The 24,466-nt window shown below is 70.8% G+C and carries 21 protein-coding genes; 9 read left to right on the top strand and 12 right to left on the bottom strand.

The window, feature by feature from the left end; all coding sequences use genetic code 11:
• Window positions 1-4: 4 nt before the first annotated feature.
• From CKCBHOJB_RS02370 to CKCBHOJB_RS02360, 3 genes are all read left to right on the top strand, one after another.
• Entirely contained in the window at window positions 5-1,141 is a 1,137-nt protein-coding gene (locus CKCBHOJB_RS02370) for an HDOD domain-containing protein (protein ID WP_281050440.1), read from the top strand.
• Between the two features lie 132 nt (window positions 1,142-1,273).
• Window positions 1,274-3,223: an ATP-binding protein gene (locus CKCBHOJB_RS02365; protein WP_281050439.1), complete on the top strand. Its 1,950-nt coding sequence runs from the start codon at window positions 1,274-1,276 to the stop codon at window positions 3,221-3,223.
• A 55-nt stretch (window positions 3,224-3,278) separates the two neighbouring features.
• A complete protein-coding gene (locus CKCBHOJB_RS02360) occupies window positions 3,279-5,498 on the top strand; it encodes an EAL domain-containing protein (protein WP_281050438.1) in 2,220 nt (739 codons plus the stop codon).
• 85 nt (window positions 5,499-5,583) lie between these two features.
• Here the strand turns inward: CKCBHOJB_RS02360 and CKCBHOJB_RS02355 are convergent, their stop codons facing one another.
• The 3 genes from CKCBHOJB_RS02355 to CKCBHOJB_RS02345 all read right to left on the bottom strand — a co-directional run bounded on the left by CKCBHOJB_RS02355 (window position 5,584) and on the right by CKCBHOJB_RS02345 (window position 8,399).
• Window positions 5,584-5,892 carry a c-type cytochrome gene (locus CKCBHOJB_RS02355; protein ID WP_281050437.1) on the bottom strand — a complete coding sequence of 103 codons (309 nt, stop codon included), beginning with the start codon at window positions 5,890-5,892 and terminating at the stop codon, window positions 5,584-5,586.
• Window positions 5,893-6,008: 116 nt separating this feature from the next.
• Window positions 6,009-6,854, bottom strand: a complete 846-nt coding sequence (queF, locus tag CKCBHOJB_RS02350; protein WP_281050436.1) for an NADPH-dependent 7-cyano-7-deazaguanine reductase QueF — start codon at window positions 6,852-6,854, stop codon at window positions 6,009-6,011.
• Window positions 6,855-6,875: 21 nt separating this feature from the next.
• Window positions 6,876-8,399: a cobyric acid synthase gene (locus CKCBHOJB_RS02345; protein WP_281050435.1), complete on the bottom strand. Its 1,524-nt coding sequence runs from the start codon at window positions 8,397-8,399 to the stop codon at window positions 6,876-6,878.
• Window positions 8,400-8,618: 219 nt separating this feature from the next.
• Between CKCBHOJB_RS02345 and cbiB the strand changes: the two genes are divergently transcribed.
• From cbiB to CKCBHOJB_RS02325, 4 genes are all read left to right on the top strand, one after another.
• Window positions 8,619-9,587: an adenosylcobinamide-phosphate synthase CbiB gene (cbiB, locus tag CKCBHOJB_RS02340; protein ID WP_281050434.1), complete on the top strand. Its 969-nt coding sequence runs from the start codon at window positions 8,619-8,621 to the stop codon at window positions 9,585-9,587.
• Window positions 9,580-10,551 carry a threonine-phosphate decarboxylase CobD gene (gene cobD, locus CKCBHOJB_RS02335; protein WP_281050433.1) on the top strand — a complete coding sequence of 324 codons (972 nt, stop codon included), beginning with the start codon at window positions 9,580-9,582 and terminating at the stop codon, window positions 10,549-10,551. The genes cbiB and cobD overlap by 8 nt, the downstream gene beginning before the upstream one ends.
• Window positions 10,552-10,641: 90 nt before the next feature.
• On the top strand, window positions 10,642-11,580 hold the full coding sequence (locus tag CKCBHOJB_RS02330) for a cobalamin-binding protein (RefSeq protein ID WP_281050432.1): 939 nt from the start codon (window positions 10,642-10,644) through the stop codon (window positions 11,578-11,580).
• 100 nt (window positions 11,581-11,680) lie between these two features.
• Window positions 11,681-12,730, top strand: coding sequence for an MBL fold metallo-hydrolase (locus CKCBHOJB_RS02325; RefSeq protein WP_281050431.1), 1,050 nt, complete (start codon window positions 11,681-11,683; stop codon window positions 12,728-12,730).
• A 27-nt stretch (window positions 12,731-12,757) separates the two neighbouring features.
• Here CKCBHOJB_RS02325 and CKCBHOJB_RS02320 read toward each other — a convergent pair whose 3' ends face one another.
• Complete coding sequence (locus CKCBHOJB_RS02320; protein ID WP_281050430.1) at window positions 12,758-13,900, bottom strand: M48 family metallopeptidase; 1,143 nt, start codon at window positions 13,898-13,900, stop codon at window positions 12,758-12,760.
• A gap of 292 nt (window positions 13,901-14,192) precedes the next feature.
• On the opposite strand from CKCBHOJB_RS02320, the gene CKCBHOJB_RS02315 reads away from it, so the two are divergent.
• On the top strand, window positions 14,193-15,629 hold the full coding sequence (locus tag CKCBHOJB_RS02315; protein WP_281050429.1) for a DEAD/DEAH box helicase: 1,437 nt from the start codon (window positions 14,193-14,195) through the stop codon (window positions 15,627-15,629).
• A 120-nt stretch (window positions 15,630-15,749) separates the two neighbouring features.
• Here the strand turns inward: CKCBHOJB_RS02315 and CKCBHOJB_RS02310 are convergent, their stop codons facing one another.
• The 5 genes from CKCBHOJB_RS02310 to CKCBHOJB_RS02290 form a co-directional block, all read right to left on the bottom strand.
• Window positions 15,750-16,955, bottom strand: a complete 1,206-nt coding sequence (locus CKCBHOJB_RS02310) for an ABC transporter substrate-binding protein (protein ID WP_281050428.1) — start codon at window positions 16,953-16,955, stop codon at window positions 15,750-15,752.
• A 94-nt stretch (window positions 16,956-17,049) separates the two neighbouring features.
• Complete coding sequence (locus CKCBHOJB_RS02305; protein ID WP_281050427.1) at window positions 17,050-17,994, bottom strand: branched-chain amino acid ABC transporter permease; 945 nt, start codon at window positions 17,992-17,994, stop codon at window positions 17,050-17,052.
• Window positions 17,994-18,863, bottom strand: a complete 870-nt coding sequence (locus CKCBHOJB_RS02300; RefSeq protein WP_281050426.1) for a branched-chain amino acid ABC transporter permease — start codon at window positions 18,861-18,863, stop codon at window positions 17,994-17,996. Before CKCBHOJB_RS02300 ends, CKCBHOJB_RS02305 begins: the two co-directional genes overlap by 1 nt.
• 15 nt (window positions 18,864-18,878) lie before the next feature.
• On the bottom strand, window positions 18,879-19,583 hold the full coding sequence (locus CKCBHOJB_RS02295) for an ABC transporter ATP-binding protein (protein WP_281050425.1): 705 nt from the start codon (window positions 19,581-19,583) through the stop codon (window positions 18,879-18,881).
• Entirely contained in the window at window positions 19,583-20,422 is an 840-nt protein-coding gene (locus CKCBHOJB_RS02290) for an ABC transporter ATP-binding protein (protein ID WP_281050424.1), read from the bottom strand. Before CKCBHOJB_RS02290 ends, CKCBHOJB_RS02295 begins: the two co-directional genes overlap by 1 nt.
• 235 nt (window positions 20,423-20,657) lie before the next feature.
• Here CKCBHOJB_RS02290 and CKCBHOJB_RS02285 point away from each other — a divergent pair, with 235 nt between their 5' ends.
• The gene (locus CKCBHOJB_RS02285; RefSeq protein ID WP_281050423.1) at window positions 20,658-21,050 is read left to right on the top strand and encodes a rhodanese-like domain-containing protein; all 393 of its coding nucleotides are present in this window, start codon (window positions 20,658-20,660) and stop codon (window positions 21,048-21,050) included.
• An 18-nt stretch (window positions 21,051-21,068) separates the two neighbouring features.
• Here CKCBHOJB_RS02285 and CKCBHOJB_RS02280 read toward each other — a convergent pair whose 3' ends face one another.
• The 3 genes from CKCBHOJB_RS02280 to CKCBHOJB_RS02270 form a co-directional block, all read right to left on the bottom strand.
• A complete protein-coding gene (locus tag CKCBHOJB_RS02280) occupies window positions 21,069-22,265 on the bottom strand; it encodes a multidrug effflux MFS transporter (protein WP_281050422.1) in 1,197 nt (398 codons plus the stop codon).
• Window positions 22,266-22,320: 55 nt separating this feature from the next.
• The gene (locus CKCBHOJB_RS02275) at window positions 22,321-23,823 is read right to left on the bottom strand and encodes a YifB family Mg chelatase-like AAA ATPase (RefSeq protein WP_281050421.1); all 1,503 of its coding nucleotides are present in this window, start codon (window positions 23,821-23,823) and stop codon (window positions 22,321-22,323) included.
• A gap of 135 nt (window positions 23,824-23,958) precedes the next feature.
• Window positions 23,959-24,210, bottom strand: coding sequence for an accessory factor UbiK family protein (locus tag CKCBHOJB_RS02270; protein ID WP_281050420.1), 252 nt, complete (start codon window positions 24,208-24,210; stop codon window positions 23,959-23,961).
• Window positions 24,211-24,466 lie beyond the last annotated feature (256 nt).

Here is a 24,466-nt window from a genome sequence, read left to right as displayed (position 1 = left end):
CACGATGACCCAGACCACCCTGCTGACGCGCGAGCCGGTCGTCAACAAGAACGACGCGATCACCGCCAACCGCCTGATCGCCCACGGCCCCGACGTCGGCGCGGTGGCGGAGGCGCTCGCCAGCCAGGCCGACGTGTGGCCCACGCGGACCCCGGTCTTCGTCAGCCTCGGCCGCCTGGTGCCGACGCCCGAGCTGCTGGCGTGGTCGATCCCGGCCAACACCGCGATCGAGATCCCGGCACAGACCCTCGTCCATCGCCGTACCCAGGCGCTGATCGCGCAGCTGCGCGCTGCCGGTGTCGGCATGTGCCTGACCTGGTTCCAGCCCGGCATGCCGCTGCCGGCCGGCCACGACTGGCGCTTCGTGCTCATCGACGCGCGCCACAGCGGGGCGCCCAGCACATCGCCCGGCCTCAGCCTGGCCTGGGGCCTGTCCGATGCGGCCGCGTTCCGCAGCGCGGTCGACGCGGGCTTCGACGGCGCCTCGGGCTGGTTCTTCCTGAACGGCAAGCCGTCGGCGAGGACGCTCTCGCCCGGCCATGCGCACATCGCCCGCCTGCTCAAGCTGGTACGCAGCAACGGCGACATCCGCGACATCGAGGCCGTGCTCAAGCAGGACGTGGCCCTGTGCTACAAGCTGCTGCGCTACGTCAACTCCGGCAGTTTCGGCCTGATGTGCGAGATCCACTCCTTCCGCCATGCGGTCAGCATCCTCGGCTACGACGCCCTCAACAAGTGGCTGTCGCTGCTGCTGGTCGAGGCCGGCCGGGAGCCGGGCGCGCCGGCGCTGACGCAGACGGCGATCGTGCGCGGCCGCTTCATGGAAGAGATCGGCGCGAGCTACTTCGCGCCCAGCGAACGCGACAACCTGTTCATCACCGGCGCCTTCTCGCTGCTGCACACCCTGCTCGGCACCTCGATGCAGGCCCTGCTCGACGAGATGCACCTGCCGGCCAACGTCAGCGAGGCGCTGCTTTACGGCCAGGGCGAATTCGCGCCCTTCCTGCGCCTCGCGCAGTGCTGCGAACAGTTCGACGCCAAGGCCCTGAGCGCGGCAGCCACCGCGCTGCATCTGCCGTTCGAGCAGGTGAACCGGGCCCAGCTCGTCGCCCTCGGCTTCGCCGACAGCCTCCACGCCTGAAGCCGGCCGGAGGCGCGACAGCGCGCGTTGCGGACCTCCGAGGTTTTGCACGGCATATGCCACACCGGTCACGGTCCGGCGCGAAAGGCGCGACTAGAATGGCCCGGCCTTCATTCCTCGTGTGCCGCCCGCATGCCGACGCCCACCTTCAGTGCCTTCGAACTCCAGCCCCTGCCGGACGGCGCCTCCGCCATCCTGCATGTGCTGGCCGCGCAGGGACCGGACTGGTCGGCAATCGCACGCATCGCCGCGCGCGACCCCGCACTCAGCCTCGGCTTGCTGGTGGCCGACCCGCTCGCGCCCGGCGAACTCGAGAAGGGGCTCGACAGCGCCTTTCAACGCCGCCTCGAACGCATCGGCCCCGACCTGCTGCGCGCCTGGCTGCTCGCCATCGGCCATGTCGGCGAAGCGCGCGACGAGCCGGCGGACAAGGCCCTGCTGCGCGCCGAATGTGCCCTCCGCCTCGCCATCGAGGCCGACTATCCCCGCCCCGATGAGGCCTACCTTGCCGGGCTGTGGCGCGACCTGGTGCGCTCGACCGGCTGGAACGGCGGCGTGCGCCCCCCGATCACCGCGCTCGTCGCCGCCTGCGGGCTGCCGCCCAGCCTCGCCGACGCACTGGAGACGGGCGGACTGACCGACGAGCGCCTGGCCGCTGCCCACCCCCTGCTCGCCCTGACCGAGGCGGCAGACCGGCTCGCCACCACCGACTGGCAGCAGCATGTGGCGCGCGCCGCGCGCCTGAGCGGTCTGGAAGCGAGCACCGTGCTGAGCCTGCGCAGCGCGGCCGGCGACATCGTGTCGGATCGCAGCGACCTGCCGCCGGCGCCGGCCGCCCCGCTCGCCCGCCCCGCGCTGCGCCTGGCCGAGGATCCCTACCGCTGCGCCGGGGTTCTGGGGCTGCTGACCGCCGCCTTCGTCGACCTCGACGGCTCGGCGATCGGCGAGCGCCTGGCGATCGCCGGGCCACTGTTCGGCCTGCACACGCCATCGGTGCTGCTCGGCAGCAGCGAGGACGGCCGCCTGCAGCCCCTGCTCACCCCCGAGCCCGACAGCGTCGGCAGCCTGATCGCCGAGCTGCGGCTGCGCGTCGACGACGAGGCGAGCTGCATCGCCCTCAGCGCCCGCAGCCAGCATCCGACCTCGTTCTATGTCGATGCGGGCGGCCCCGGGCGCAGCATGGCCGACTGGCAGATCGCGCGCTGGCTGGGGCACACCGGTTTCCACGTGCTGCCGCTGGCCGCGGCCGAGGAGCTCGCGGTCGCCCTCGTCGGCGCCGCATCGGCGCAGGCCCTCGACGGCGAGCGCAGCTGGCGTTACGCCGCGCTGCTCGGCGCCGCCGCACGTGCGCTGCGCACCTACAACCGCCAGCGCAACGAGATCACCGCACGCGAGGCCGTTCTGCGCCAACGCTTCCGCGACCATGTGCGCAAGATCGTGCACGAGGCCACCAACCCACTGGCCGTGCTCAAGAGCCGGACCGGGATGCTGGCGCAGGAACGCGAGGACGACATGCTGCTGCAGGACGAGATGAGCCTGCTCGGCACCGAACTCGACCGCATCGACACGCTGCTGCGCGGCGCCGCCAACCTGCCGGTCGAGACCGGCGACGTCCGCCACTGCCGCGTGCCCGAGCTGTTGCTCGACATGCGCGTGCTGTATGGAGACGCGCTGTTCGCCAGCCGCGGCATCCAGCTCGAGCTGCGCACCGCGCGCGACGTACCGCCGGCGGCGATCCCTGCGTCCGCGCTCAAGCAGGTGCTGCTCAACCTGTTCCGCAACGCCTCCGAAGCCCTGCAACCCGGCCAGCGCCTGGTGGTGTCGGTGTTCCCGCAGGTCAATGTCGACGGGCGCAACTGCATCGAGATCCGCTTCGTCGACAACGGCCCCGGCCTGCCCCCGGAACGCGCCCACGATCCCCTGTCGGCCGCCCCCAGCACCAAGGGCGACGGACACCAGGGCCTGGGCCTGAGCGTGGTGCGCGAAATCCTCGCCCAGTGGGATTCGACCCTGCTGTGCCGGACCCAGAAAGCCACAGGCACGAGCTTCCAGATCTTCATCCCGCTGGAACAACGGGCCTGAGTGTTGCATCATGTAACGAGACAGAATTCCGACAATTCTCACTCCCCGGGGAGCCATGGTCACGCCGACCGAGCACGCATTCCGGCCTCAGATCCAAGGAGCGGCCGGCACCGAAGCCGCCAGCTTCCGCATCCTGATCGTCGACGATGATCCGTCCCTGCGCCGCACCTTTCCCCACGTGCTCGCACGTCCAGGGCGCATCTTCGACGAGTGCGGCACGATCGGCGAAGCGATCCGATGCCTCGAGCACGAGCACTATGCGCTGATCCTGCTCGACTACCGGCTGCCCGACGCCACCGGCCTCGCCCTGCTCGACTGGCTGGTCGACCACAATCGGGACGAGGCGGTGATCATCATCAGCGGCGAGGACGCGATCGATGCCGCGATCGGGGCCCTGCGCCGCGGCGCCGACGACTACGTGCGCAAGCCCTACCACGTCGCGCAGCTGCAGCGCGCGGTGGACGGCGCCCTGCACAAGGGCGCGCTGGAGAAGGCGAACAGGCTGATGAGCCAGCGCCTCAAGGCGTCCGAGCGCCTGCACCGCTACCTGGTCGAGAGCTCGCCCGACCTCATCTTCACGCTCGACAGTGCCGGCCGCTTCACCTACCTGAATCCGCGCGTCAAGGCCCTGCTCGGCTTCGACCGCAGCACGCTGATGCGCCAGCCCTTCGCCACGCTGGTACTGCCCGAGGACCGCAAGCGCATCGACAACCTGCTCAGCCAGCCCGGCAACCTGCCCGGCGAGAGCTTCAACGTCGAACTGCGCCTGCGCCGCAACCGGCTCAAGCCGGACGGCGAGGCCGAGAGCATCACGGTGTCGCTGACCGGCATCCCGATGAACACGCAGGAGGACGACCGCCGCATGGTCGGCCTGTACGGTGTGGCGCGCGACATCTCCGAGCGCAAGCGGGCCGAGGAGATCATTTCCTTCCAGGCCTATCACGACCAGCTCACCCATCTGCCCAACCGCGTGCTGTTCAAGGACCGCCTCGAACTGGCCATCGCCCAGGCGCAGCGCCGCAATGGCACGCTGGCAGTGATGTTCATCGACGTCGACCGCTTCAAGCTGGTCAACGACACCTTCGGCCACGCCGAGGGCGACGCCCTGCTGCGCGCCATCGCCGCGCGCCTGTCGGCCACCCTGCGCCGTGGCGACACCCTCGCCCGCCTGGGCGGCGACGAATTCACCGTGCTGCTACCCGACATCACCCGCCCGGAGGATGCGGAGGTGATCGCGCGCAAGGTGCTCGAAGCCATCAGCCCGCCCATCGGCCTGAGCAAGGGCCAGTTCCGCGCCACGGTCAGCGTCGGCATCGCGCTCTTCCCGCGCGACGGCGGCAGCGCCGAGGAACTGACGCGGCACGCCGACGTCGCCATGTACCAGGTCAAACGCTCGGGCAAGAACGCCTACCGCTTCTTCGACCCCGACCTCAACACCCGCCACCGCGACCGCATCGCGCTCGAGAACGACCTGCGCAACGCGCTGGTGCGCAACGAATTCGAGCTCCATTACCAGCCGCAGGTCAGCGTGGTGCAGCGCCGCATCGTCGGCCTCGAGGCCCTGCTGCGCTGGCAGCATCCGGTGCTCGGCCCGATCTCGCCCGCGACCTTCGTGCAGGTGGCCGAGGAGGTCGGACTGATCGGCGAAATCAGCGCCTGGGTGCTGGAGCAGGCCTGCGCCCAGGTCGCGGAGTGGCGCCGGGCCGGGATCGAGGCCCCGCGCATGTCGATCAACCTGTCGGCGCACGACTTCCATCGCAGCAACATCGTCGCCAGCATCACCGAGTGCCTGGAACGTCATGCGCTCAGACCCGGCCAGTTCGAGATCGAGATCACCGAAAGCATCATGATGAACGACACCGCCGGCGTCACCGCCAAGCTGCACGAGCTGCGCGCGAGCGGCATCAGTGTCGCGATCGACGACTTCGGCACCGGTTACTCGGCGCTCGCCTACCTGCAGAAATTCCCGGTCAGCACGCTGAAGATCGACCGCAGCTTCGTGCGCGACCTCGAGGGGCCGATGACGAACCCGATCATCGCCGCGATCACCGGCATCGCGCGCGGCTTCGAGCTCGAGCTCGTGGCCGAAGGGGTGGAGAGCGAGGAACAGGCGCGGGCGCTGCGCGCACTCGGTTGCGACGTCATGCAGGGCTACCTGTTCGCCCGCCCGTCCCGCGCAGCCGACGCATCGGCATGGCTGCAATGCCCCGACCGCCTGTTCGAGGCGCTCGAATCCCGCGTCCCGCTCGAGCGCCTGGCGGGACTGGCGAACTAGCGGAACACCGGGCAGCAAAAAGGCCGGCGCAGGGGCCGGCCTTTTCCTGGTTCGGGCACCGCTGCTGCGGGCCCGGTCCTGCGCGTCACTTCTGGGACAGGATCCACTCGACCAGCGCCTTGGCGTCGGCGTCGTTCACCTGGGCGTTGGGAGGCATCGGAACCTTGCCCCACACGCCCACGCCGCCCTTCTGGACCTTGGTCGCGAGGGTGGCGACGGCATCGGCCTGACCGGCGTACTTGGCGGCGACTTCCTTGTAGGACGGGCCGACCAGCTTCTTGTCCACCGCGTGACAGGCCAGGCAGTTCTTGGCCTTGGCCAGCGCCTCGGACGCGAACGCGGGCGAAGCGGAGAGGAGACCTGCAGCAACGGCAGCAGCAACGAGAGCCTTCATATGCAATACCTCATGTTGTTGGTAGTTACCGCGCGAATCTTAGCCCAGTGCCGGCGCCGTGCCTATCGACAGAACAGCATGTTGCACATTTGTCGCACTATCCGCCCCCGATCGACCTACTGCCGAACCTCCATCGCCTCGTCCGGTCGCAGGCCGGCGTGGCTGGCACGGAACGGGTTGATGTCGAGGCCGCCGCGCCGGGTGTAGCGCGCCCACACCGCCAGCTCCCGGGGCCGGCAGTGCGCCATGATGTCGCTGAACACGCGCTCCACGCACTGCTCGTGGAACTCGTTGTGGGCGCGGAAGCTCACCACGTAGCGCAGCAGCCCTTCGCGGTCGATCGCCGGCCCGCGGTAGCGCACCACCAGCATGCCCCAGTCGGGCTGGCCGGTGACCAGGCAGTTCGATTTGAGCAGGTGGGAGTAAAGCGTCTCCTCGACCTCGGCGCCTTGCGCGCGCAGCGCCTCCGGCGCAGGCTGGTAGGTGTCGATGGCGATCTCCAGGTCGTCCACGCACTCGCCCTGCGGATAGCCGGAGCTGCGCTGCGGTCGCGCGCCGAGCGGCACCAGCACGACGTCGACCGCAGCCCCGGCGGCCGCCGAGAGGTCGCCCGCGATGCGCGCGCGCACCTCGTCCGCGCTGCCCATGCGCTGCTGGTTGAAGGAATTCAGGTAGAGCTTGAGCGACTTGGACTCGATCAGCCGTGGCGAATCCGCCGGCACGCGGAACTCACCGAGCGCGACCACCGGCTTGCCACGGGGATCGAGCCAGGAAATCTCGTAGGCGTTCCACAGGTCCTCGCCGACGAAAGGCAGGGCGTCGGCGCGGATCCCGAGCTCGTCGCGCTTGAGCTGGCGCGCGATCGGGAACAGCAGCTCGGGCGCGTAGGTGTCGCGGTAGGCGACCGCCTGGCCGAGCAGGGAATCTTCGGCGCCGTGGCGGCGCGGGGTGTCAGCGTTCATGCGTAGCGGTCCGGCAGGACTTCAGATGCGCCCGGGGGCGAACAGGGCCGCCAGGTCGAGGTGCGCCTCCACCGCGTCGGCCAGGCGGTCGAGGTCGGCTTCGCGGCGGGCGGCGAGGTCGACGCTCGGCGCTTCTCCCGCCAGCCCGGCCCAGGCGAGCAGCGCGGACAAGGCGGCGGGCGCGTCGAACAGGCCGTGGACATAGCTGCCGAGGATCTGTTCATCCGCGGACACCGCGCCATCGGGCCGGCTCGCGGTCGGCCCGCCCTCGTCCATGAGCCACGCCGCCGGCCGCTGCAGCGCCGGACCGGTCGTCACGCCCATGTGGATCTCGTAGCCGGCGAGCGCAGGTCCGCCCTCGCCTGCAGCTTCGGACCGGGCGCACGGCGACAGGTTCGCCAGCCGCCCGCGCACGTTGCGCAGCTGCTTGTGGGGCGCCAGCTCGGTGCGCAGCTCGAGCAGGCCGAGGCCGGCCATGGTCGCGGGCGCACCTTCCAGGCCCAGCGGGTCGGCGAGCTCGCGGCCGAGCATCTGGAAGCCACCGCAGATTCCGACCACCTTGCCGCCATAGCGCAGGTGGCGGCGGATCGCCTCCTCCCAGCCCTGCGCGCGCAGCCAGGCGAGGTCGGCCTGCACGCTCTTGGAGCCGGGCAGCACGATCAGGTCGGCGGGCGGGATCGCCTGCCCCGGGCCTACCCAGCGGAAATCCACCTGCGGATGCAGGCGCAGCGGGTCGAGGTCGGTGTGGTTGGAGATGCGCGGATAGACCGGCGCGATCACGCGCAGCGCGGCCTCGCCCGCACGCACGTCGGCGGCGCTGTCGGCGAGCGCATCCTCGGCGTCGAGAAAGAGACCGTGCAGGTAGGGCAGCACGCCGAACACCGGGCGCCCGGTGCGCTCCTCCAGCCAGTCCAGTCCGGACTGCAGCAGGCCCATGTCGCCGCGGAAGCGGTTGATCACGAAGCCCTTTACGCGCGCCTGCTCCGAGGGCGACAGCAGCTCCAGGGTGCCGACGAGGTGGGCGAACACGCCGCCGCGGTCGATGTCGGCGACCAGCACCACCGGCACGTCGGCGGCCTCCGCGAAGCCCATGTTGGCGATGTCGCGGTCGCGCAGGTTGATCTCGGCGGGGCTGCCCGCACCCTCGACCAGCACCGCATCGTAGGCGCTGCACAGGCGGTCCCAGCTCTGCATCACCGCGGCCATCGCGGTGGGCTTGTAGGCGTGGTAGTCGCGCGCCGACAGGCTGGCGACCGCGCGGCCGTGGATGATGACCTGGGCGCCGATGTCGGTGGAGGGCTTGAGCAGCACCGGGTTGAAGTCGGTGTGCGGGGCGACGCCCGCGGCCAGCGCCTGCAGCGCCTGGGCGCGGCCGATCTCGCCGCCGTCGGCGGTGACGGCGGAGTTGAGCGCCATGTTCTGCGGCTTGAACGGCGCCACCCGCAGACCGCGCCGGCGCAGCACGCGGGCCAGGCCGGCGACCAGGGTGCTCTTGCCGGCATCGGAGGTGGTGCCCTGCACCATCAGCGTGATCGGGGGGGACATGGCGTAGAATCCTTCGCTTTCTGCGGTAAGGCGCGGGATTATCGCCGATTCGGCCCCTTGTCGTGGGCACGCCCGGCTTGCCCCCCATGCTCGCGCCTCTCGGTACGGTGCGCACCGTTCAGGGTTCGCGGGGCCTCGGACCTCGAAGGCGCTTGGACTTGCGACTGCGTTCGCTGCCGGGGGTGACGCGCCCGAGTTTCTTTTTTGTCGACTGTTTCGATGTCCTCTTCACTCCTGCTCGTTCTCGCTCTCAAGATGGCCGCCGGCCTGCTCGCCGATCGCGTGTTCGGAGAAGTCCGCCGCTTCCACCCGCTGGTCGGCTTCGGGCGCTGGGCGGGGTGGGTGGAGCGCGGCTGCCGGCGGCTGTTCTCCGCCTCGGACGCGAACACCCCCAGGCTTGCAGGCGTGCTGGCTTGGGCGCTTGCGGTGCTGCCCTGGGTCGCTGCGGCGCTGTGGCTGCGTGGCGCGCACCCGCAGGCGCACTGGCTGGTCGATGTCGGGCTGCTGTATCTGGCGCTCGGCGGACGCAGCCTCGCCGAGCATGCGCAGGCCATCGCCGCGCCGCTGGCTGCCGGCGACCTCGACGGCGCGCGTGAACGCGTGGGCTGGATCGTCAGCCGCGACACGTCGGCGCTGGGTGCGGAAGGCGTGGCCAAGGCGGCGACCGAGTCGGTGCTGGAGAACGGCAACGACGCGGTGTTCGGTGCGCTGTTCTGGTTCCTGGTGGCGGGCGGCGCGGGGGCGCTGCTGTTCCGGCTGGCGAACACGCTGGACGCGATGTGGGGTTACCGCACGCCGCGCTACCTGCGTTTCGGCTGGGCGGCGGCGCGCATCGACGACGTGCTGAACTTCCTGCCGGCGCGCCTCACCGCGCTCACCTATGCGGTGCTCGGCCATACCCGGCGGGCGCTGGCATGCTGGCGCCGCCAGGCGCCGGGCTGGGACAGCCCGAACGCCGGCCCGGTGATGGCGGCGGGCGCGGGCGCGCTCGGCGTGCGCCTGGGCGGTGCGGCGATCTACCACGGCCGCGAGGAAGTACGACCGCCGCTCGGCGAGGGGCGCGCACCGGACGTGGCCAGCATCCGCCGCGCGCTGGTGCTGGTTCGCCATGGTGCGTGGCTGTGGCTGGCGACGACGTTCGCGGCCGCCGGCGGCATCACCATGCTGGCCGGAGCCGGCGGTGCTTGAGCACGGCGGCCGCCTGCGCCGCGCCGCCGAGACCTACCGCATCCCGGTGTCCGACTGGGTGGACCTGTCGACCGGCATCAATCCGCACGGCTATCCGGTGCCGCCGGTGCCGGCCGAGGCCTGGCTGCGCCTACCAGAGGACGACGACGGGCTGGAAGCCGCCGCCGCGGAGTATTACGGCAGCGCCGAACTGCTCCCGGTCGCCGGCTCGCAGCCGGCGATCCAGGCCCTGCCGGCGGTCCTGCGCGGCGAGCGGGTGAGCCTGCTCGCGCCCGGCTATGCCGAGCATGCGCACGCCTGGCGGGAGCGCCGGCCGCGCGCGCTTGCCGCCGCGGAGATCGATGCCGCGGTGGCGGACAGCGACATCGTGGTGCTGGTGCAGCCGAACAACCCGACCGGCGTGCATTTCGGCCGCGAGCGCCTGCTCGACTGGCATTCCCGCCTCGCCGCACGCGGCGGCTGGCTGGTGGTGGACGAGGCCTTCATCGACACCACACCCGCCGCAAGCCTGGTGCCCTCTGCCGGTGCCGGCGGCCTGGTGGTGCTGCGCTCGGTGGGCAAGTTCTTCGGCCTCGCCGGCGCGCGGGTCGGCTTCGTGTTCGCACCGGCCGGCGTGCGGGCGGCGCTCGCCGAGCACCTCGGCCCGTGGACGCTTTCCGGGCCGGCACGCTGGGCAGCGCGCCACGCGCTCGCCAATCGCGCATGGCAGGCGCGGGCACGCAGCTCGCTGCTCGCCGCGGGCACCCGCCTGCAGGCACTGCTCGCGACGCACGGCTTGCAGGCCCGGGGACCGGCGCTGTTCAAGCTCGTCGAGTCGAGCGATGCGGCGCGCCTGCACGCGGCCTTCGCCCGCCGCGGCATCCTGCTCCGGCTGTTCGAGTCTCCGCACGCCCTGCGCTTCGGCCTGCCCGCGGACGAGGCGGCCTGGCAGCGGCTCGCCGCGGCGCTGAAGGCCTGCCTGTAGGCCCCCCATCGACGCTGGCGTCGCGAACGGGCTTGCCGCACGCGCATTGCGCGGGTAAAAGCAGGCGCTCCACCCCAACGATCGACCGCAATGGCCCACGCACTCTCCACCACCGTCACCCGCGGGTTCACCTCCACGCTCGCCGCCCTGCTGTTCGGCGCCGCGCTACCGGCCAGCGCACAGATCGAACTGACCGACGATGCCGGCCAGCGCATCGTGCTCGAACAGCCCGCGCGCCGCATCGTCAGCCTGGCGCCACACGTGACCGAGAACCTGTTCGCGGCCGGGGCGGGCGACCGCGTGGTCGGCGTCGTCGCCTACAGCGACTACCCGGAGGCCGCCCGCGCCCTGCCCCAGGTCGGCGGCTACACCCAGATCGACCTCGAGGCCGTCGTCGCCCTGCGTCCCGACCTTGTCGTCGGCTGGCGCAGCGGCAACCGCGAAGCGCATCTCGACCGCCTGCGGGCACTGGGCATCCCGGTGTACCTGAACGAACCGCGCAACCTCGACGACGTGGCGCGCAGCCTGGAACAATTCGGCCGCCTCGCCGGCAGCGAGGCGGCCGCCAGGGCCGCCGCCACGACCTTCCGCAACCGCCATGCGGCGCTCGCGGCGCGCTACGCCGGCCGGCCCAGGGTGCGCACCTTCTACCAGATCTGGGATCGCCCGCTGATGACGATCAACGACGAACACCTGATCGCCGACGTGATCCGCCTGTGTGGCGGCAGCAACGTGTTCGCCGGCCTGTCGCAGCTGACGCCGACGATCGGCGTGGAGGCGGTGCTGGCGGCCGGACCCGAGGCGATCGTCGCCAGCGGCATGGGCGAGGCGCGGCCGGAATGGCTGGACCAGTGGGCACGCTGGCCGCAGCTCGAGGCCACCCGCCGCGACAACCTGTTCTTCATCCCGCCCGACCTGATCCAGCGCCACACGCCGCGCATCCTGGACGGCGCCGAGCGCCTGTGCGAACAGCTGGAGACGGCGCGCGCGCGCAGCACTGCACCGGGGTCCGCTGCACCTGCGCGCTGAACGCCGGCTCCTGCGCCTGCCCCGGGCAGATCGGCAGCACGTCGAGTCGATCGGTTTTCGTTAATATTCTGCAAGACGGAAAACGATACAGGAGACAGCCATGCCCAGGTCCGCACCGCTTCCTCACGCCGCCCCCGGCCTTTCCCGCCGGCGCCTGCTCAAGCTCGGGCTCGGCGCCGCCGCGCTCGCCGGCATCGGCAGCCAGTGGGCGCCACTGAGTGCCTTCGCCAGGGAAGTCGACGACTTCATCCGCGGCCCGGCCGTGCCCGACATCGCGCCCACGCGGCTGTCGGAGCACGTCTGGATGATCTGGTCCAAGGACGGTTTCCCGACCCCCGAGAACCAGGGGATGATGAGCAACATCACCTTCGTCGTGACCCGCGAGGGCGTGGTGATGCTGGACCCGGGCGGCTCGGTGCAGATCGGCGAGATGGCGCTGCGCATGATCCGCACGGTCACCGACAAGCCGGTGGTGGCGATCTTCAACACGCATTACCACGGCGATCACTGGCTGGCCAACCACGCCTTCGAGGACGCCTTCGGCAAGGACCTGCCGATCTACGCCCACCCGGTCACCAGGAAGGAGATCGCGGGCGTTCAGGGCAGCATGTGGCACAGCCTGATGGAACGGTGGACGAACCAGGCCACCGCCGGCACCCGCATCGTCGCCCCCAACCGCGAGACGAACCACGGCGAGCGCTTCGGCTTCGGCGACGTAAGCCTGCGCATCCACCACTACGGCCTCGCCCACACCCCGGGCGACATCTGCATCGAGGTCGTGGAGGACCAGCTCACCCATGTCGGCGACGTCGCCATGGACCGCCGCATCGCCAACATGGACGACGGCTCCTACGTCGGCACCTTCCGCTTCTACGACGAGCTGGAGAAGAACGCCCCGTCGAAGATCTGGGTGCCCGGCCACGGCCACCCGAGCGCGGACGTGCTGAACTGGAACCGCGAGCTGTTCGCGGGCATCTACGAGAACTGCGTGCGCGCGGTCGAGGACGGCGCCGACATGGCGGCGGCGCGCGAGCGCGTGCTCGCCGACCCCCGGGTGGCGAGCCGAGCGGCCGACACCGCGGGCTTCGATTCGAACATCGGCAAGTACGTCAGCCTGGCCTACCTGGAGGCGGAGCGGGAAGCCTTCTGACCGCGCCGCCGCGGTCGGCACCACCGCTCAGGACAGCCCGTGTTCGTCGTCGGGGATCACCATCGGATGACGGCGGACGCGCGCGCCCTCCCACCACACGCGGTCGAAGATCCAGGCCAGGCTGGGGAGCAGGCCGGCGAAGAAGTGATGGGCTGCGGACGATGCGTCCGGCGGCAGCGCGGCCGCCGACACCCGCAGCGCGCGCAGGCGGCGCTTGAGCGAGGGGTGGGCGTAGCCGGACTGGGCCTCGCTGACGAGCACGGCGGGATCGGCGGCGACGGTCTCGTGCGAGAAGCCGGCAGCGAACCCATGCCCCATCTCGCGGAAGGGCCGCACCGCGGAGCCCTCGTCCGCCGAGCGCAGGGCGTGCACCCGCGGCCAGTAATCGTGCTCCAGGAAGTGCGTCTTGCGGCTCAGCTCCACCAGGGTCGCGCCGAGCAGGGTCGGCCCCACCAGCCTGGCTGCGATCGCGTCCGCCTCCAGCTCCTCGATCCGCGCCAGGCGCAGCATGTCGTGGCAGAAGCGGTCGGCATGCCGGCCGAGCCCGGGCAGACCGGCGGGCATCGCCTCGAGCAGGGCGTCGAGTGCGCGCACCCACATCGCGCGCAGGAAGGCCGCCCACCCCCACCAGCCGCGCCTTTGCGCGACGACATGGCCGAGCTCGTGGGCAAGCACCGCGGCAAACTGCGCCGGCGACAGGCAATGCACCAGCGGCAGGCCGATCAGCAGCTCGGTGCGCATGGCGCCGGGCAGCACGAAGCCGGGGCGCTGGACCACGGCCGCATTGACCTGGTCGGTGATGCGGACATGCGCGACGGACTCGACACCGGCGCGCCAGGCGAGATCGTCCAGCAGACGGAAGAAGTCCTCCGCCGCAGGCCGCGGCAGACGGATCCCTTCCGGTCGCGGTCCGGCCTGCAACAGCGCCTTCAGGCCGCCGAGCGCGAGCGCAAGGCTGCTCAGGCAGGCGCACACCCACCACGCGGTCCGCAGCGGCTCGCCGTCGTCGATCGCGTTCCACGCCGCGACCAGGCACACCATCCCTGCCGCCGCCAGCACCAGCGTCGCGCCCAGCAACAGCAGCAGCCCCGCGAGCGACACCAGCGCGAGCCGGCGGGCAAGCCGGGCGCGCAGGCGGATGACGCTGCTACGGGGTTCGAAGTCGTGCATCGAATCGCTCACTGAAACAACGAGGCGCGGAAAGTGTAACAAAACCTTCAAAAATGCGTACCGCATAAAGCCCGCGATCCGTGACCTACGCCTCACCTCGGGTCGGGCCGAAAGGTCTCGCTTATCGGGGGCGAAGCGCTTATAGTGCCGATTCGCTGCGGTGCACCAGTCGTTCGCAGCGACTCCTGAAACGATTCCTGCGGCCGCACACCTGCATCTTGCCGGCCCGGATCTCTTCCCGCAGCCCGGATTGGTGCCGCTCGAACGCGGCGGGCTCGCGCCGGACCATCGAATGAATCCCGAAGTGACCTTCGCCAGCCTCGAGCTGGCAGCCCCCATCCTGCGCGCAATCGGCGAGGCTGGCTACACCCACCCCACGCCCATCCAGGCCCAGGCCATTCCCCAGGTGCTGACCGGCCGCGACCTGCTCGCCGCGGCACAGACCGGTACCGGCAAGACCGCCGGCTTCACGCTGCCCCTGCTGCACCTGCTGGCCGCGACCCACGCCCATCCGCACCCGGCCGGCCGCCCGCGCTGCCTGATCCTGACCCCGACGCGCGAACTCGCCGCCCAGGTCGAGGAGTCGGTGCAGACCTACGGCAAGCATCTGCCGCTCACCTCGCTGGTGATGTTCGGCGGCGTCAACATCAACCCGCAGATCGCGGCGCTGAAGAAGCGGGTCGACATCCTGGTCGCCACCCCGGGCCGCCTGCTCGACCACGTCGGCCAGCGCACGCTCGATCTTTCGGGCGTCGAGTTCCTGGTCCTGGACGAAGCCGACCGCATGCTCGACATGGGCTTCATCCGCGACATCCGCAAGGTGCTCGCGCTGCTGCCGAAGAAGCGCCAGAACCTGCTGTTCTCGGCCACCTTCTCCGACGAGATCCGCGAGCTCGCGCACGGCCTGCTGCGCGATCCGGCCACGGTCGAGGTCGCGCCGCGCAACACCACCGCCGAGCGCGTCGACCAGGCGGTCTACATGGTCGGCCAGAAGCAGAAGCGCGAACTGCTCGCGCACCTGATCAAGGAGAAGCAGTGGTTCCAGGCGCTGGTGTTCACCCGCACCAAGCACGGCGCCAACAAGCTCGCCGAGTACCTGACGAAGCACGGCATCGAATCGGCCGCCATCCACGGCAACAAGAGCCAGGCCGCACGCACGCGCGCGCTGGCGCAGTTCAAGGACGGCTCGCTGCCGGTGCTGGTGGCGACCGACATCGCCGCACGCGGCCTGGACATCGACCAGCTGCCGCAGGTGGTCAACTTCGAGCTGCCCAACGTGCCCGAGGACTATGTGCACCGCATCGGCCGCACCGGCCGCGCGGGCGCCGCGGGCCACGCGATCTCGCTGGTCGACAACGAGGAGATCAAGCTGCTGACCGCGATCGAGCGCGTGATCAAGCGCCGCATCGAGCGCGCGGTGGCCGAGGATTTCGTGCCCAGCGCCGGAGCCGAAGCCGCGCACGACGCCGACCACCAGCGTCCGCCCATGCCGCGTCGCGGCGGTGGACGCCAGGGCCAGGCGCGGCCGCAGGCGGCGCCGGCGGGCGCACGCAGCGGCGATCGCCCGGCGGGTGGCGGACGCGGCACCGCTCCGGCCAAGCCGGGCGGTCGCAGTCCGCAGCGGGCGCACGGCGAGGCCGAGGTCAAGCGTCCCGCGCAAGGGCAGCAGCGCCGCCCCGCGCCGCGCGCCGCCCTGTTCGCGGCCAAGCCGGGCAACGGCGAACGCTGAACCCCGGCATTCCGCCGCCGGACAAGCGCGAGGGGCGCGCAACGCGCCCCAGCGTGGCGGAGGAAACCCGCAGCTTCCACGGCAGCTCCGCCCCGCCCCCCTGAGGCGGAGCGGACGCGATCACTTCATGTCGGCGATCGACTCGAAGCCCGTGCCGCTGACCTTGAAGAAGGCATAGGTGCCCGGCACGTCGCCCGCGGCATCGAACTCGTGGTCGCCGCCGGCGCCCTTGTAGTCGATGTCCTTGCCTTCGGCGATCAGCTGCTTGGCCTTGGCCCACTCGCCGGCCAGGATCGGCTCGCCCGGCGCGCTCGCCACCGCACGCAGCGACTCGGCCAGCCTGGCCTTGTCGCCGCCGGCCTTCTCGATCGCCAGCGCGGCGAGGAAGGCGGCGTCGTACGAGGTGGTGGCGAACACCGCGTCGACGTTCTCGCCCGCAGCCTTGAAGGCCTTGTTGAAGTTGTCGAGCGCGGCCGAGGCTTCGCCGACCGGCGCGGAGACGAAGAAGCCGCCGAGGTTCTGCGCGCCGATGGCCTTCACCAGGCCTTCGGACTTCATGCCGTCGGCGCCGACGAAGGTCTTGAAGAAGCCGTTCTCCAGCGACTGGCGCAGCAGGGTCAGGCCGGTGCCGTCGCCGTAGTCGAAGAGCACCAGCGTGTCGGCGCCGCCGCGGGCGAGCGTGGCCAGTTCTGAGCGGTAGGAGGCCTTGCCTTCCTCGTGGCCCGAGTAGCCCGCGATCGTGCCGCCATTGCCCTCGAACTCGGCCTTGAAGGATTCCGCCAGCCCCTTGCCGTAGTCGTTGTTCAGGTAGGCCACCGCCACCTTGTCGATGCCGCGCGCCTTGAGCGTGCGCGCCAGTGCCCTGCCCTGGTAGTCGTCGGACGGCAGGGTGCGGAAGACGAGGTCCTTGTCCTGAAGCTTGGTGATCTCGGGCGAGGTGCCCGAGGGAGTGATCATCAGCACGCCGGCGGGGATGGTGACCGAGTTCGCCGAGGCCAGCACCGCGCCCGAGCACGCCGGGCCGACCACCGCGATCACGCGGTCGATATTGACCGCCTTGGTGGCGACGTCGGTGGCGGCCTGCGGATTGCAGGCGCTGTCGCCGAGCACGACCTCGAGCTTGCCGCCCTCGAGGATGCCGCCCTGCTCGTTGACATGGGCGACGGCCAGCTTCGACGCCGCCGCCATCGGCGGCGCGAGCGCCGCGATCGGGCCCGAGATGGCCGACATCAGCCCGATCTTGACGTTCTGCGCGTGGGCCGGCGCGGCGACGACCGCGGCGCCGATCACGGCACCGACCAGACCTGCGATTGTTCTTTTCTTCACCTTGTCACCTCCTGAACGTGCCTGAGCACCTGATGGTTGAATCGGGCCGCAGAGCGGGCCCTTGCCAAATCCTTGCCGTCCTCGGCCCGCGCGTTCAGCGCTGCGGCGGCGCCCCGGGCTGGCGCTCGGGCAGGATGCCCCCGGGACGGAAGCGCAGCACCAGTTGCAGGGTCAGGCCGATGATGAACACGCGGGCGTACTTGGCCTGCACCGCGACCTCGGTCGGCAGGCGGTCGGTGAGCAGCTCCGACACCGACCAGATGATCCAGATCACCGCCGCGCCGAGGATGGCGCCGCGGTTGTTCCCCGAACCGCCGAGGATCAGCATGATCCAGATCAGGAAGGTGGCGATCATCGGGTCGATGGCCTCGGGGGTGATCGAGCGGTTGAAATGCACGAACAGCGCACCCGCCAGCCCCATCAGCGCCGAGCCGAACACGAAGGCCTGCAGCCGCCGCGCCTCGACCTGCTTGCCCATGGCTGCGGCGGCGAGCTCGTTGTCGCGGATCGCGCGCATCATGCGGCCCCAGGGCGCCTTCACCTGGCGCTCTACGAGCAGGTAGGCGACCAGCACCAGGGTGGCGACGATCGCCAGATAGGCGATCTGCGAGGGCATGTAGTCCAGGTCGCCGAAGGGGCGCGGCACGCCGGTCACGCCGCGCACGCCGCCGGTGAGCCAGCCTTCGGTGCGGATCACCAGGCGGATGATCTCGGCGATGCCGATGGTGGCGATCGCCAGGTAGTCGGAGCGGAAGCGCAGGCAGATCTTGCCGATCGGCCACGCGATCGCCGCCGCCGCGACCATCGCCGCCGCCCAGCCGAGCAGCAGCGGCAGCTCGTATCCGCCCAGCCGCCCCGTCGCGGGCAGGCTGGTGAGGATGGCCGAGGTGTAGGCGCCGACCGCGAAGAAGCCCGCGATGCCAGCGTTGAACAGGCCGGTGAAGCCCCACTGGATGTTCAGCCCGAGCGCGAGCAGCGCATAGATGCCGATCAGGATGGCCATGAAGACCGCGTAGTTGGCGAGTCCGAGCAGATCCATCAGAGCACCTTGCCGTTGAGCAGGCCGCGCGGGCGGACGAGCAGGATCAGCAGCAGCAGCACGAAGGCGGTCGCCGCCTTGTACTGCGCCGGCAGGATGAAGATCGACATCTCCTCGGCCACGCCCACGATCAGCCCGCCGAGCACCGCGCCCTCGACCCTTCCGACCCCGCCGAGAATGGCGGCGGCGAACATCGGCAGCAGCACCTGCCAGCCCATCATCGAATGCAGCTCGTTGTTGATGCCGAGCATGAAGCCCGAGGCCGCGCACAGCGCGCCCACGATCGCCCAGGTGAGCATGGTGACCTTGCGGTTGTCCACCCCCGAAAGCCGGGCGAGGTCGGGGTTGTCCGACATCGCGCGCATCGCCTTGCCCCAGCGCGAGTGGCGCAGGAACATCGTCAGCCCGATCACGATCAGGATCACCGCGCCCAGCGTGTACAGCTCGCGTGTGCGCAGCAGGATGCCGAAATAGTCGTCCGGACGCACGATGCCGGTGGCGTAGGTGCGGGGATCGACGCCGAACACCACCTGCACCACCGCGCGCAGCATCAGCGCGACGCCGAGCGAGGCCATCACGGTCATGATCTTGGGCCGCGCCTTGAGGTAGTCGTAGAACAGCTTGTCGACGACGATCGCCACCACTGCCACCGCCACCATCGCGACCGGCAGCGCCGCCCACGGCGTGAGGCCGGCGGTGACCAACGCGAGCGCGACGAAGGCGCCGAGGGTGGCCATGTCGCCATGGGCGAAATGGGCGAAGCGCAGGATGCCGAACACCAGCGTGATCCCGATCGCGCCCACCGCGTAGATCGAGCCGAGCACGATGCCCGGCACGAGATGGAAGTTGAGGAATTCCATGAAGCTCATGAGCGCCGCACTCCCTCAGCCGCCGAGGAACATTTCGGCCACCTCGCGATCGGCGAGCAGGGCCTGGCCCGTACCCTCGTGGCGGTTGGCGCCGGTGGCGAGCACGTAGCCGCGGTCGCAGAAGGCGAGCGCCTGCTTGGCGTGCTGCTCGACGAGCAGGATGGAGACACCGGCGTCGCGCACGTCGCGGGTGATCTGGAAGATCTGTTCCATGTATTTGGGCGACAGGCCGGCGGTGGGTTCGTCGAGCAGCAGCAGCTTGGGGTCGAGCATCAGCGCGCGCCCCATCGCCACCATCTGGCGCTGGCCGCCGGAGAGGTCGCCGGCGAGGTTGCGGCGCTTGGCCTTGAGGTCGGGGAAGAACCCGTAGACGCGGTCGTAGGCGGCGGAGAGGTCGCCGCGGCGCAGGAAGGCGCCCGTCTCGAAGTTCTCATGCACGGTCATCTCGCGGAACACGTTGTCGACCTGCGGCACGTAGCAGATGCCGCGCTGCACGATGCGGTCGGGCGCCCAGCCGGTGATGTCCTCGCCGTCGAACACGATGCGGCCGCCGCGGATGGCAAGCAGGCCGAACACCGACTTCATCGCGGTGGATTTGCCCGCGCCGTTGGGGCCGACGATGACCACGATCTCGCGCTCGCCCACCGTCATCGACACCCCGTGCAGGATGTCGGCATCGCCATAGCCGCCGCGCACCGCCTGCAGGTCGAGCAGCGCCATCACAAATCCTCCCGGCCCAGTTCCTGCTCGCGCAGTGCCTCGACCCTGGGGTCGTGCTCGGCAGCCTCGCGCTCGATCGCGGCCGGGGTCTCGCCGAGGTAGGCCTCGAGCACGCGCGCATCCGAGCGCACGGTGTGGAAATCGCCCTGGATCAGCACCTTGCCCTCGGCCATGCACACCACCGGGTCGCACAGCTTCTCGATCATCTCCATGTCGTGTTCGATGAGGATGAAGGTGTAGCCGCGCTCGCGGTTGAGGATCAGGATCTTCTCCTCCAGCTTGCGCAGCAGCGTGCGGTTGACGCCGGCGGCGGGTTCGTCGAGCAGCACCAGCCTAGCGTCGGTCATCATCGTGCGGCCGAGCTCGAGCAGCTTCTTCTGCCCGCCGGAGAGGTTGCCGGCGCGCTCGTCGGCGACGTGGGTCAGCTCCAGGAAGGCGAGGGTGGCGTCGGCCTTCTCGCGCACCGCCTCCTCGGCGGCGCGCACCTTGCCGGCGGCGAACCAGTTGGCGAACAGGTTCTCACCCGGCTGCTGCGGGGGCACCATCATCAGGTTCTCGCGCGCGCTGAGGCTGTGGAACTCGTGCGGGATCTGGAAGGTGCGCACCAGGCCCTTGTGGAAGCGCGCGTCGGTGGGCAGCGCGGTAATGTCCTCGCCGAGAAAGCGGATCGTGCCCGCGGTGGGCTGCAGGGCACCGGCGATCAGGTTGAAGAGGGTGGTCTTGCCCGCGCCGTTGGGGCCGATGAGGCCGAGGATCTCGCCCTTGTCGACCTTCAGGCTGCAGCCATCCACGGCGCGAAAACCACCGAAGGCCTTGACGAGTCCATCCACTTCGAGCATCGCGTCGGGATCCCTTGCAACGGACAGGGCCGGCAAGGCCGGCGCAGGATCGCCCCCTTCGGCATCGGCACGACGCGGGCGGGGCGGAAGTCGGGAAGCTGAAACAGGAGCCACGTTAGCGGAAGCGCCACGGGGGAAACATCAGGGCCAACCACTACGGCACGCGCGCCCGTCCTGCACGAGCGGATCGGTTGTTCAGAATATAATCCTGCACCCAACAAGAAGGAGACAGGCGATGAAGCACATCACCCCGACCGAGGCCTACGAGCTGCTGCAGTCCACCCCCGACGCCCTGCTGATCGACGTACGCAGCGAGATCGAGTACCTCTTCGTCGGCCATCCGGTCGGCGCCATCCACGTGTCGTGGAACGACGGCCCGGACTGGGAGGTGAACCCGAACTTCGTCGGCGAGGTGAAGAAGCTCGCCGGCAACGGCGGCCATCGCCCGCTGGTGCTGATCTGCCGCTCGGGCAACCGCTCCGAGCTCGCCGGCAATGCACTGCTCGAGGCCGGCTTCACCACCGTGTACAACGTCATGTACGGTTTCGAGGGCGAGCTCGACGCCCATCACCACCGCAACTCGGTCAGCGGCTGGCGCCACGACGGCCTGCCCTGGGAGCAGTGCTGAACCCCGGCGCGTGCGCCTTCAGCGCCGCGCCGGGGGCAGGCGCGTCCACAGCAACCAGGCGAGCAGGCCGGCAGTGGCGAACATCGCCATGCCGCCCGCCAGGCTGAGGGGGCTGCCCCACAGCAGCGGCGCGGTCAGACCGGCGGTCAGCGCATTGAGGCCGATCTGCAGGAAGCTCTGGCAGCTCGAGGCCATGCCGCGCCGGGTCGGGAACAGCTCGAGCGCGAGCAGGCTCATCGCCGGCATCGCGATCGACATGCCGCAGGCGAACAGGCCGATCGGCAGCACCGACTGCGGCACCCCCGCCGGCAGCAGCCCCGACACCCCCAGGTTGAGCGCGAGCGCGAGGAACATCAGCGCGAAGCCGGTCGCCACCGTGCGCACCTGCGACCAGCGCCCCGCCACCCGCTCGGACAGCACCGAGCCGAGCATCATGCCGGTGACCGCGGGGCCGAACAGCCAGATGAAGCCGCCGCTGCCGAGGCCGAGGTGCTCGATGATGAACACCGGCGCCGAAAGCACGTACACGAAGAAGCCGTTGAAGTTGAGCGCGATCGCCACTGCCAGCAACATGAAGGCCGGATGGGAGAACACGCTCGCGTAGCCGCGCAGCAGGTTCAGCGGGTGCAGCGGCTGGCGCGCCTCGGCATCCAGCGTCTCGGGCAGGAAGCGCCATACCATCCAGCTCAGGAAGGCGCCGAAAGCCGCCAGGAACACGAAGATCGAGCGCCATCCTGCGAGCGCGAGCAGGCCGGCGCCGACCATCGGCGCCAGCGCCGGGGCGAGCGCGAAGATCAGCATTACCCGCGACATCAGGCGCTGCGCCTGCGGCCCCTCGTGCAGGTCGCGCACCACCGCGCGGCCGACGACCACCCCGGCGCCGCCGCTCACCCCCTGCAGCGCCCGTCCCACCCACAGCCACTCGATGCTCGGCGCCAGCGCGCAGATCAGCGAGGCGAGCGCGAACAGCGCGGTGAGTGCGAGCAGCACGCGACGGCGGCCGAAGCGGTCGGCGAGCGCACCGTGCCACAGCACCATCAGCGCCAGCGCCGCCATGTAGACGGTGAGCGTCTGCTGGACCTCGAGCCGGGTGGCGCCGAGCGCGGCGGCGATGTGCGGAAACGCGGGCAGGTAGGCATCGATCGCGAACGGACCGATGGCGGAGAGCATCGCCAGCATGAAGGCGAGGCGATCGCGTGAGGGTGTCCTGGTCATCTGGGCCTTGTCGGCTGTGTGCCGCGGCCAAGCCCGCACCCCGCGAGGCGGCGGCTCAGCCGCGGTCGAGGGTGCGGCGATACTGGATGGCCTCGGCGATGTGCGCCGCGGCGGGGCGCCCGGCGCCGGCCAGGTCGGCCAGCGTGCGCGCCACTCGGAGCACGCGATGATACGCCCTCGCCGACAGCTTCAGCCGCTGCATGGCCTGGCGCAGCAGGGTTTCGCCGCCCGCATCGGGCAGGCAGTGGCGCTCGACCTCGCCCGCGGGCAGCTCGGCGTTGGTGCAGCCCTGGCGTGCGAGCTGCACCGCACGCGCGGCCTGCACCCGCTCCCGCACCACCGCCGAGGCCTCGCCCGCCGGCGCCTGCACCAGGGCTTCGGGGGAGAGCGCCGGAACCTCGACCACCAGGTCGATGCGGTCGAGCAGCGGCCCCGACAGGCGGGCGCGGTAGCGCGCGATCTGGTCGGGCGTGCACCGGCAGGCGCGCAGCGGATCGCCATGGTGGCCGCAGGGGCAGGGATTCATCGCCGCGACGAGCTGGAAGCGCGCGGGGAATTCCGCCCGCCGGCGCGCGCGCGACACGGTGATGGTGCCGGTCTCCAGCGGCTCGCGCAGGGACTCGAGCACGCGACGGTCGAATTCGGGCAGTTCGTCGAGGAACAGCACGCCGCGGTGCGCCAGCGAGATCTCGCCGGGCCGGGGTACCGCGCCGCCGCCCACCAGCGCGGCCGCCGAAGCCGAGTGGTGCGGCGCGCGGAATGGGCGCCGCCCCCAGGCGCGCAGGTCGAAACCGCCCTCGATCGAGGCCACCGCCGCGGCCTCGATCGCCTCCTCCTCGCTCATCGGCGGCAGCACGCCCGGCAGGCGCTGCGCCAGCATCGACTTGCCGGTACCCGGCGACCCGAAGAGCAGCAGCGAATGCCCTGCAGCGGCGGCGACCTCCAGCGCGCGCCGCGCCTGCAGTTGCCCGCGCACGTCGGCGAGGTCGGGGACGCCCGCCTCCGGCGCGGGTGGCGGGCCGGCCTCGGCCAGCGGTTCGAGCGCGGTGTGGCCGTTCAGATGCGCGCACACCGCGAGCAGGCTGGCGGCCGGCAGCGCCTGCGCCCGCCGCGCCAGCGCCGCCTCGGCCGCATTGCCCTGCGGAAAGACCAGGCCGCGCCCGCCCCGCGTCGCCGCCAGGGCCGCAGCCAGCACCCCGCGTACCGGGCGCAGGTCGCCGGTCAGCGACAGCTCGCCGCAGAACTCCAGCCCGTCGATGCGCGCCATCGCCACCTGGCCGGACGCGGCCAGGATGCCGACCGCGATCGCGAGGTCGAAGCGCCCGCCCTCCTTGGGCAGGTCGGCGGGGGCGAGATTGACCGTGATCCGGCGCTGGGGAAACTCGAACTGCGAGGACTGGATCGCCGCCCGCACGCGGTCGCGCGCCTCGCGCACCTCGGTGTCGGGCAGGCCGACCAGGCTGAAGGCCGGCAGGCCGTTGGCAAGATGGACTTCGACGGTGACCTCGGGCGCAGCCAGCCCTTCCAGCGCACGGGCGCGCACGAGCGCGAGCGACATGGGTATCTCCAGACCGGACGGAGCGCCAGTCTAGCGGAGACACCGTGCATGACAAAGAACTTATTCGATCAGCATCGACGCGCGCCGATGCCGGTCAGCGCGGCGGACGCGCGCGGCCTTCGTCCGCGCCGGAACTCAGGCCTTGTCGCCCTGCGCCAGCCTGGCCTCGAGCTCGGCGACGCGGGCCTCGAGCTCGGCGAGCTTCTGGCGGGCATGGGCGAGCACCTCGCGCTGGACCTCGAATTCCTCGCGGGTGACCAGGTCGAGCTTGCCGAAGGCGCTGCCGAGCATGGCCTTGGCGTTCTTTTCGATGTCGCGCACCGGGCTGTTGGCCGCGAGTTCGGAAAGCTTGGCGCCGATTTCGTCGAGGAAGCGGGGAGTGCTCATGATCGCCTGCAGGAAGATGTGAAAACGGCGCGAAGTCTAGCACGCGGGGGCCGCCGCACCGGAATCGCCCTCCGCCGGGCATGCCATGCACCATGACGGTGCATGGGACCCCGGTTTCGTCCATGGCTTCGCTTGCGCAGCGCAGCATCCCTCCTCACGAAAGGCCGGAAACCCGCAGCACACAAGGCATCCGAAAAGCTGGCACACGATCTGCTAAGGGATTGTCGTCAGACATTCCGACCCCCTTCCCAAGGAG

Source organism: Thauera sp. GDN1 (assembly GCF_029223545.1).
GTDB lineage: Bacteria > Pseudomonadota > Gammaproteobacteria > Burkholderiales > Rhodocyclaceae > Thauera.
This window is presented reverse-complemented; position numbering and strand designations above follow the sequence as displayed.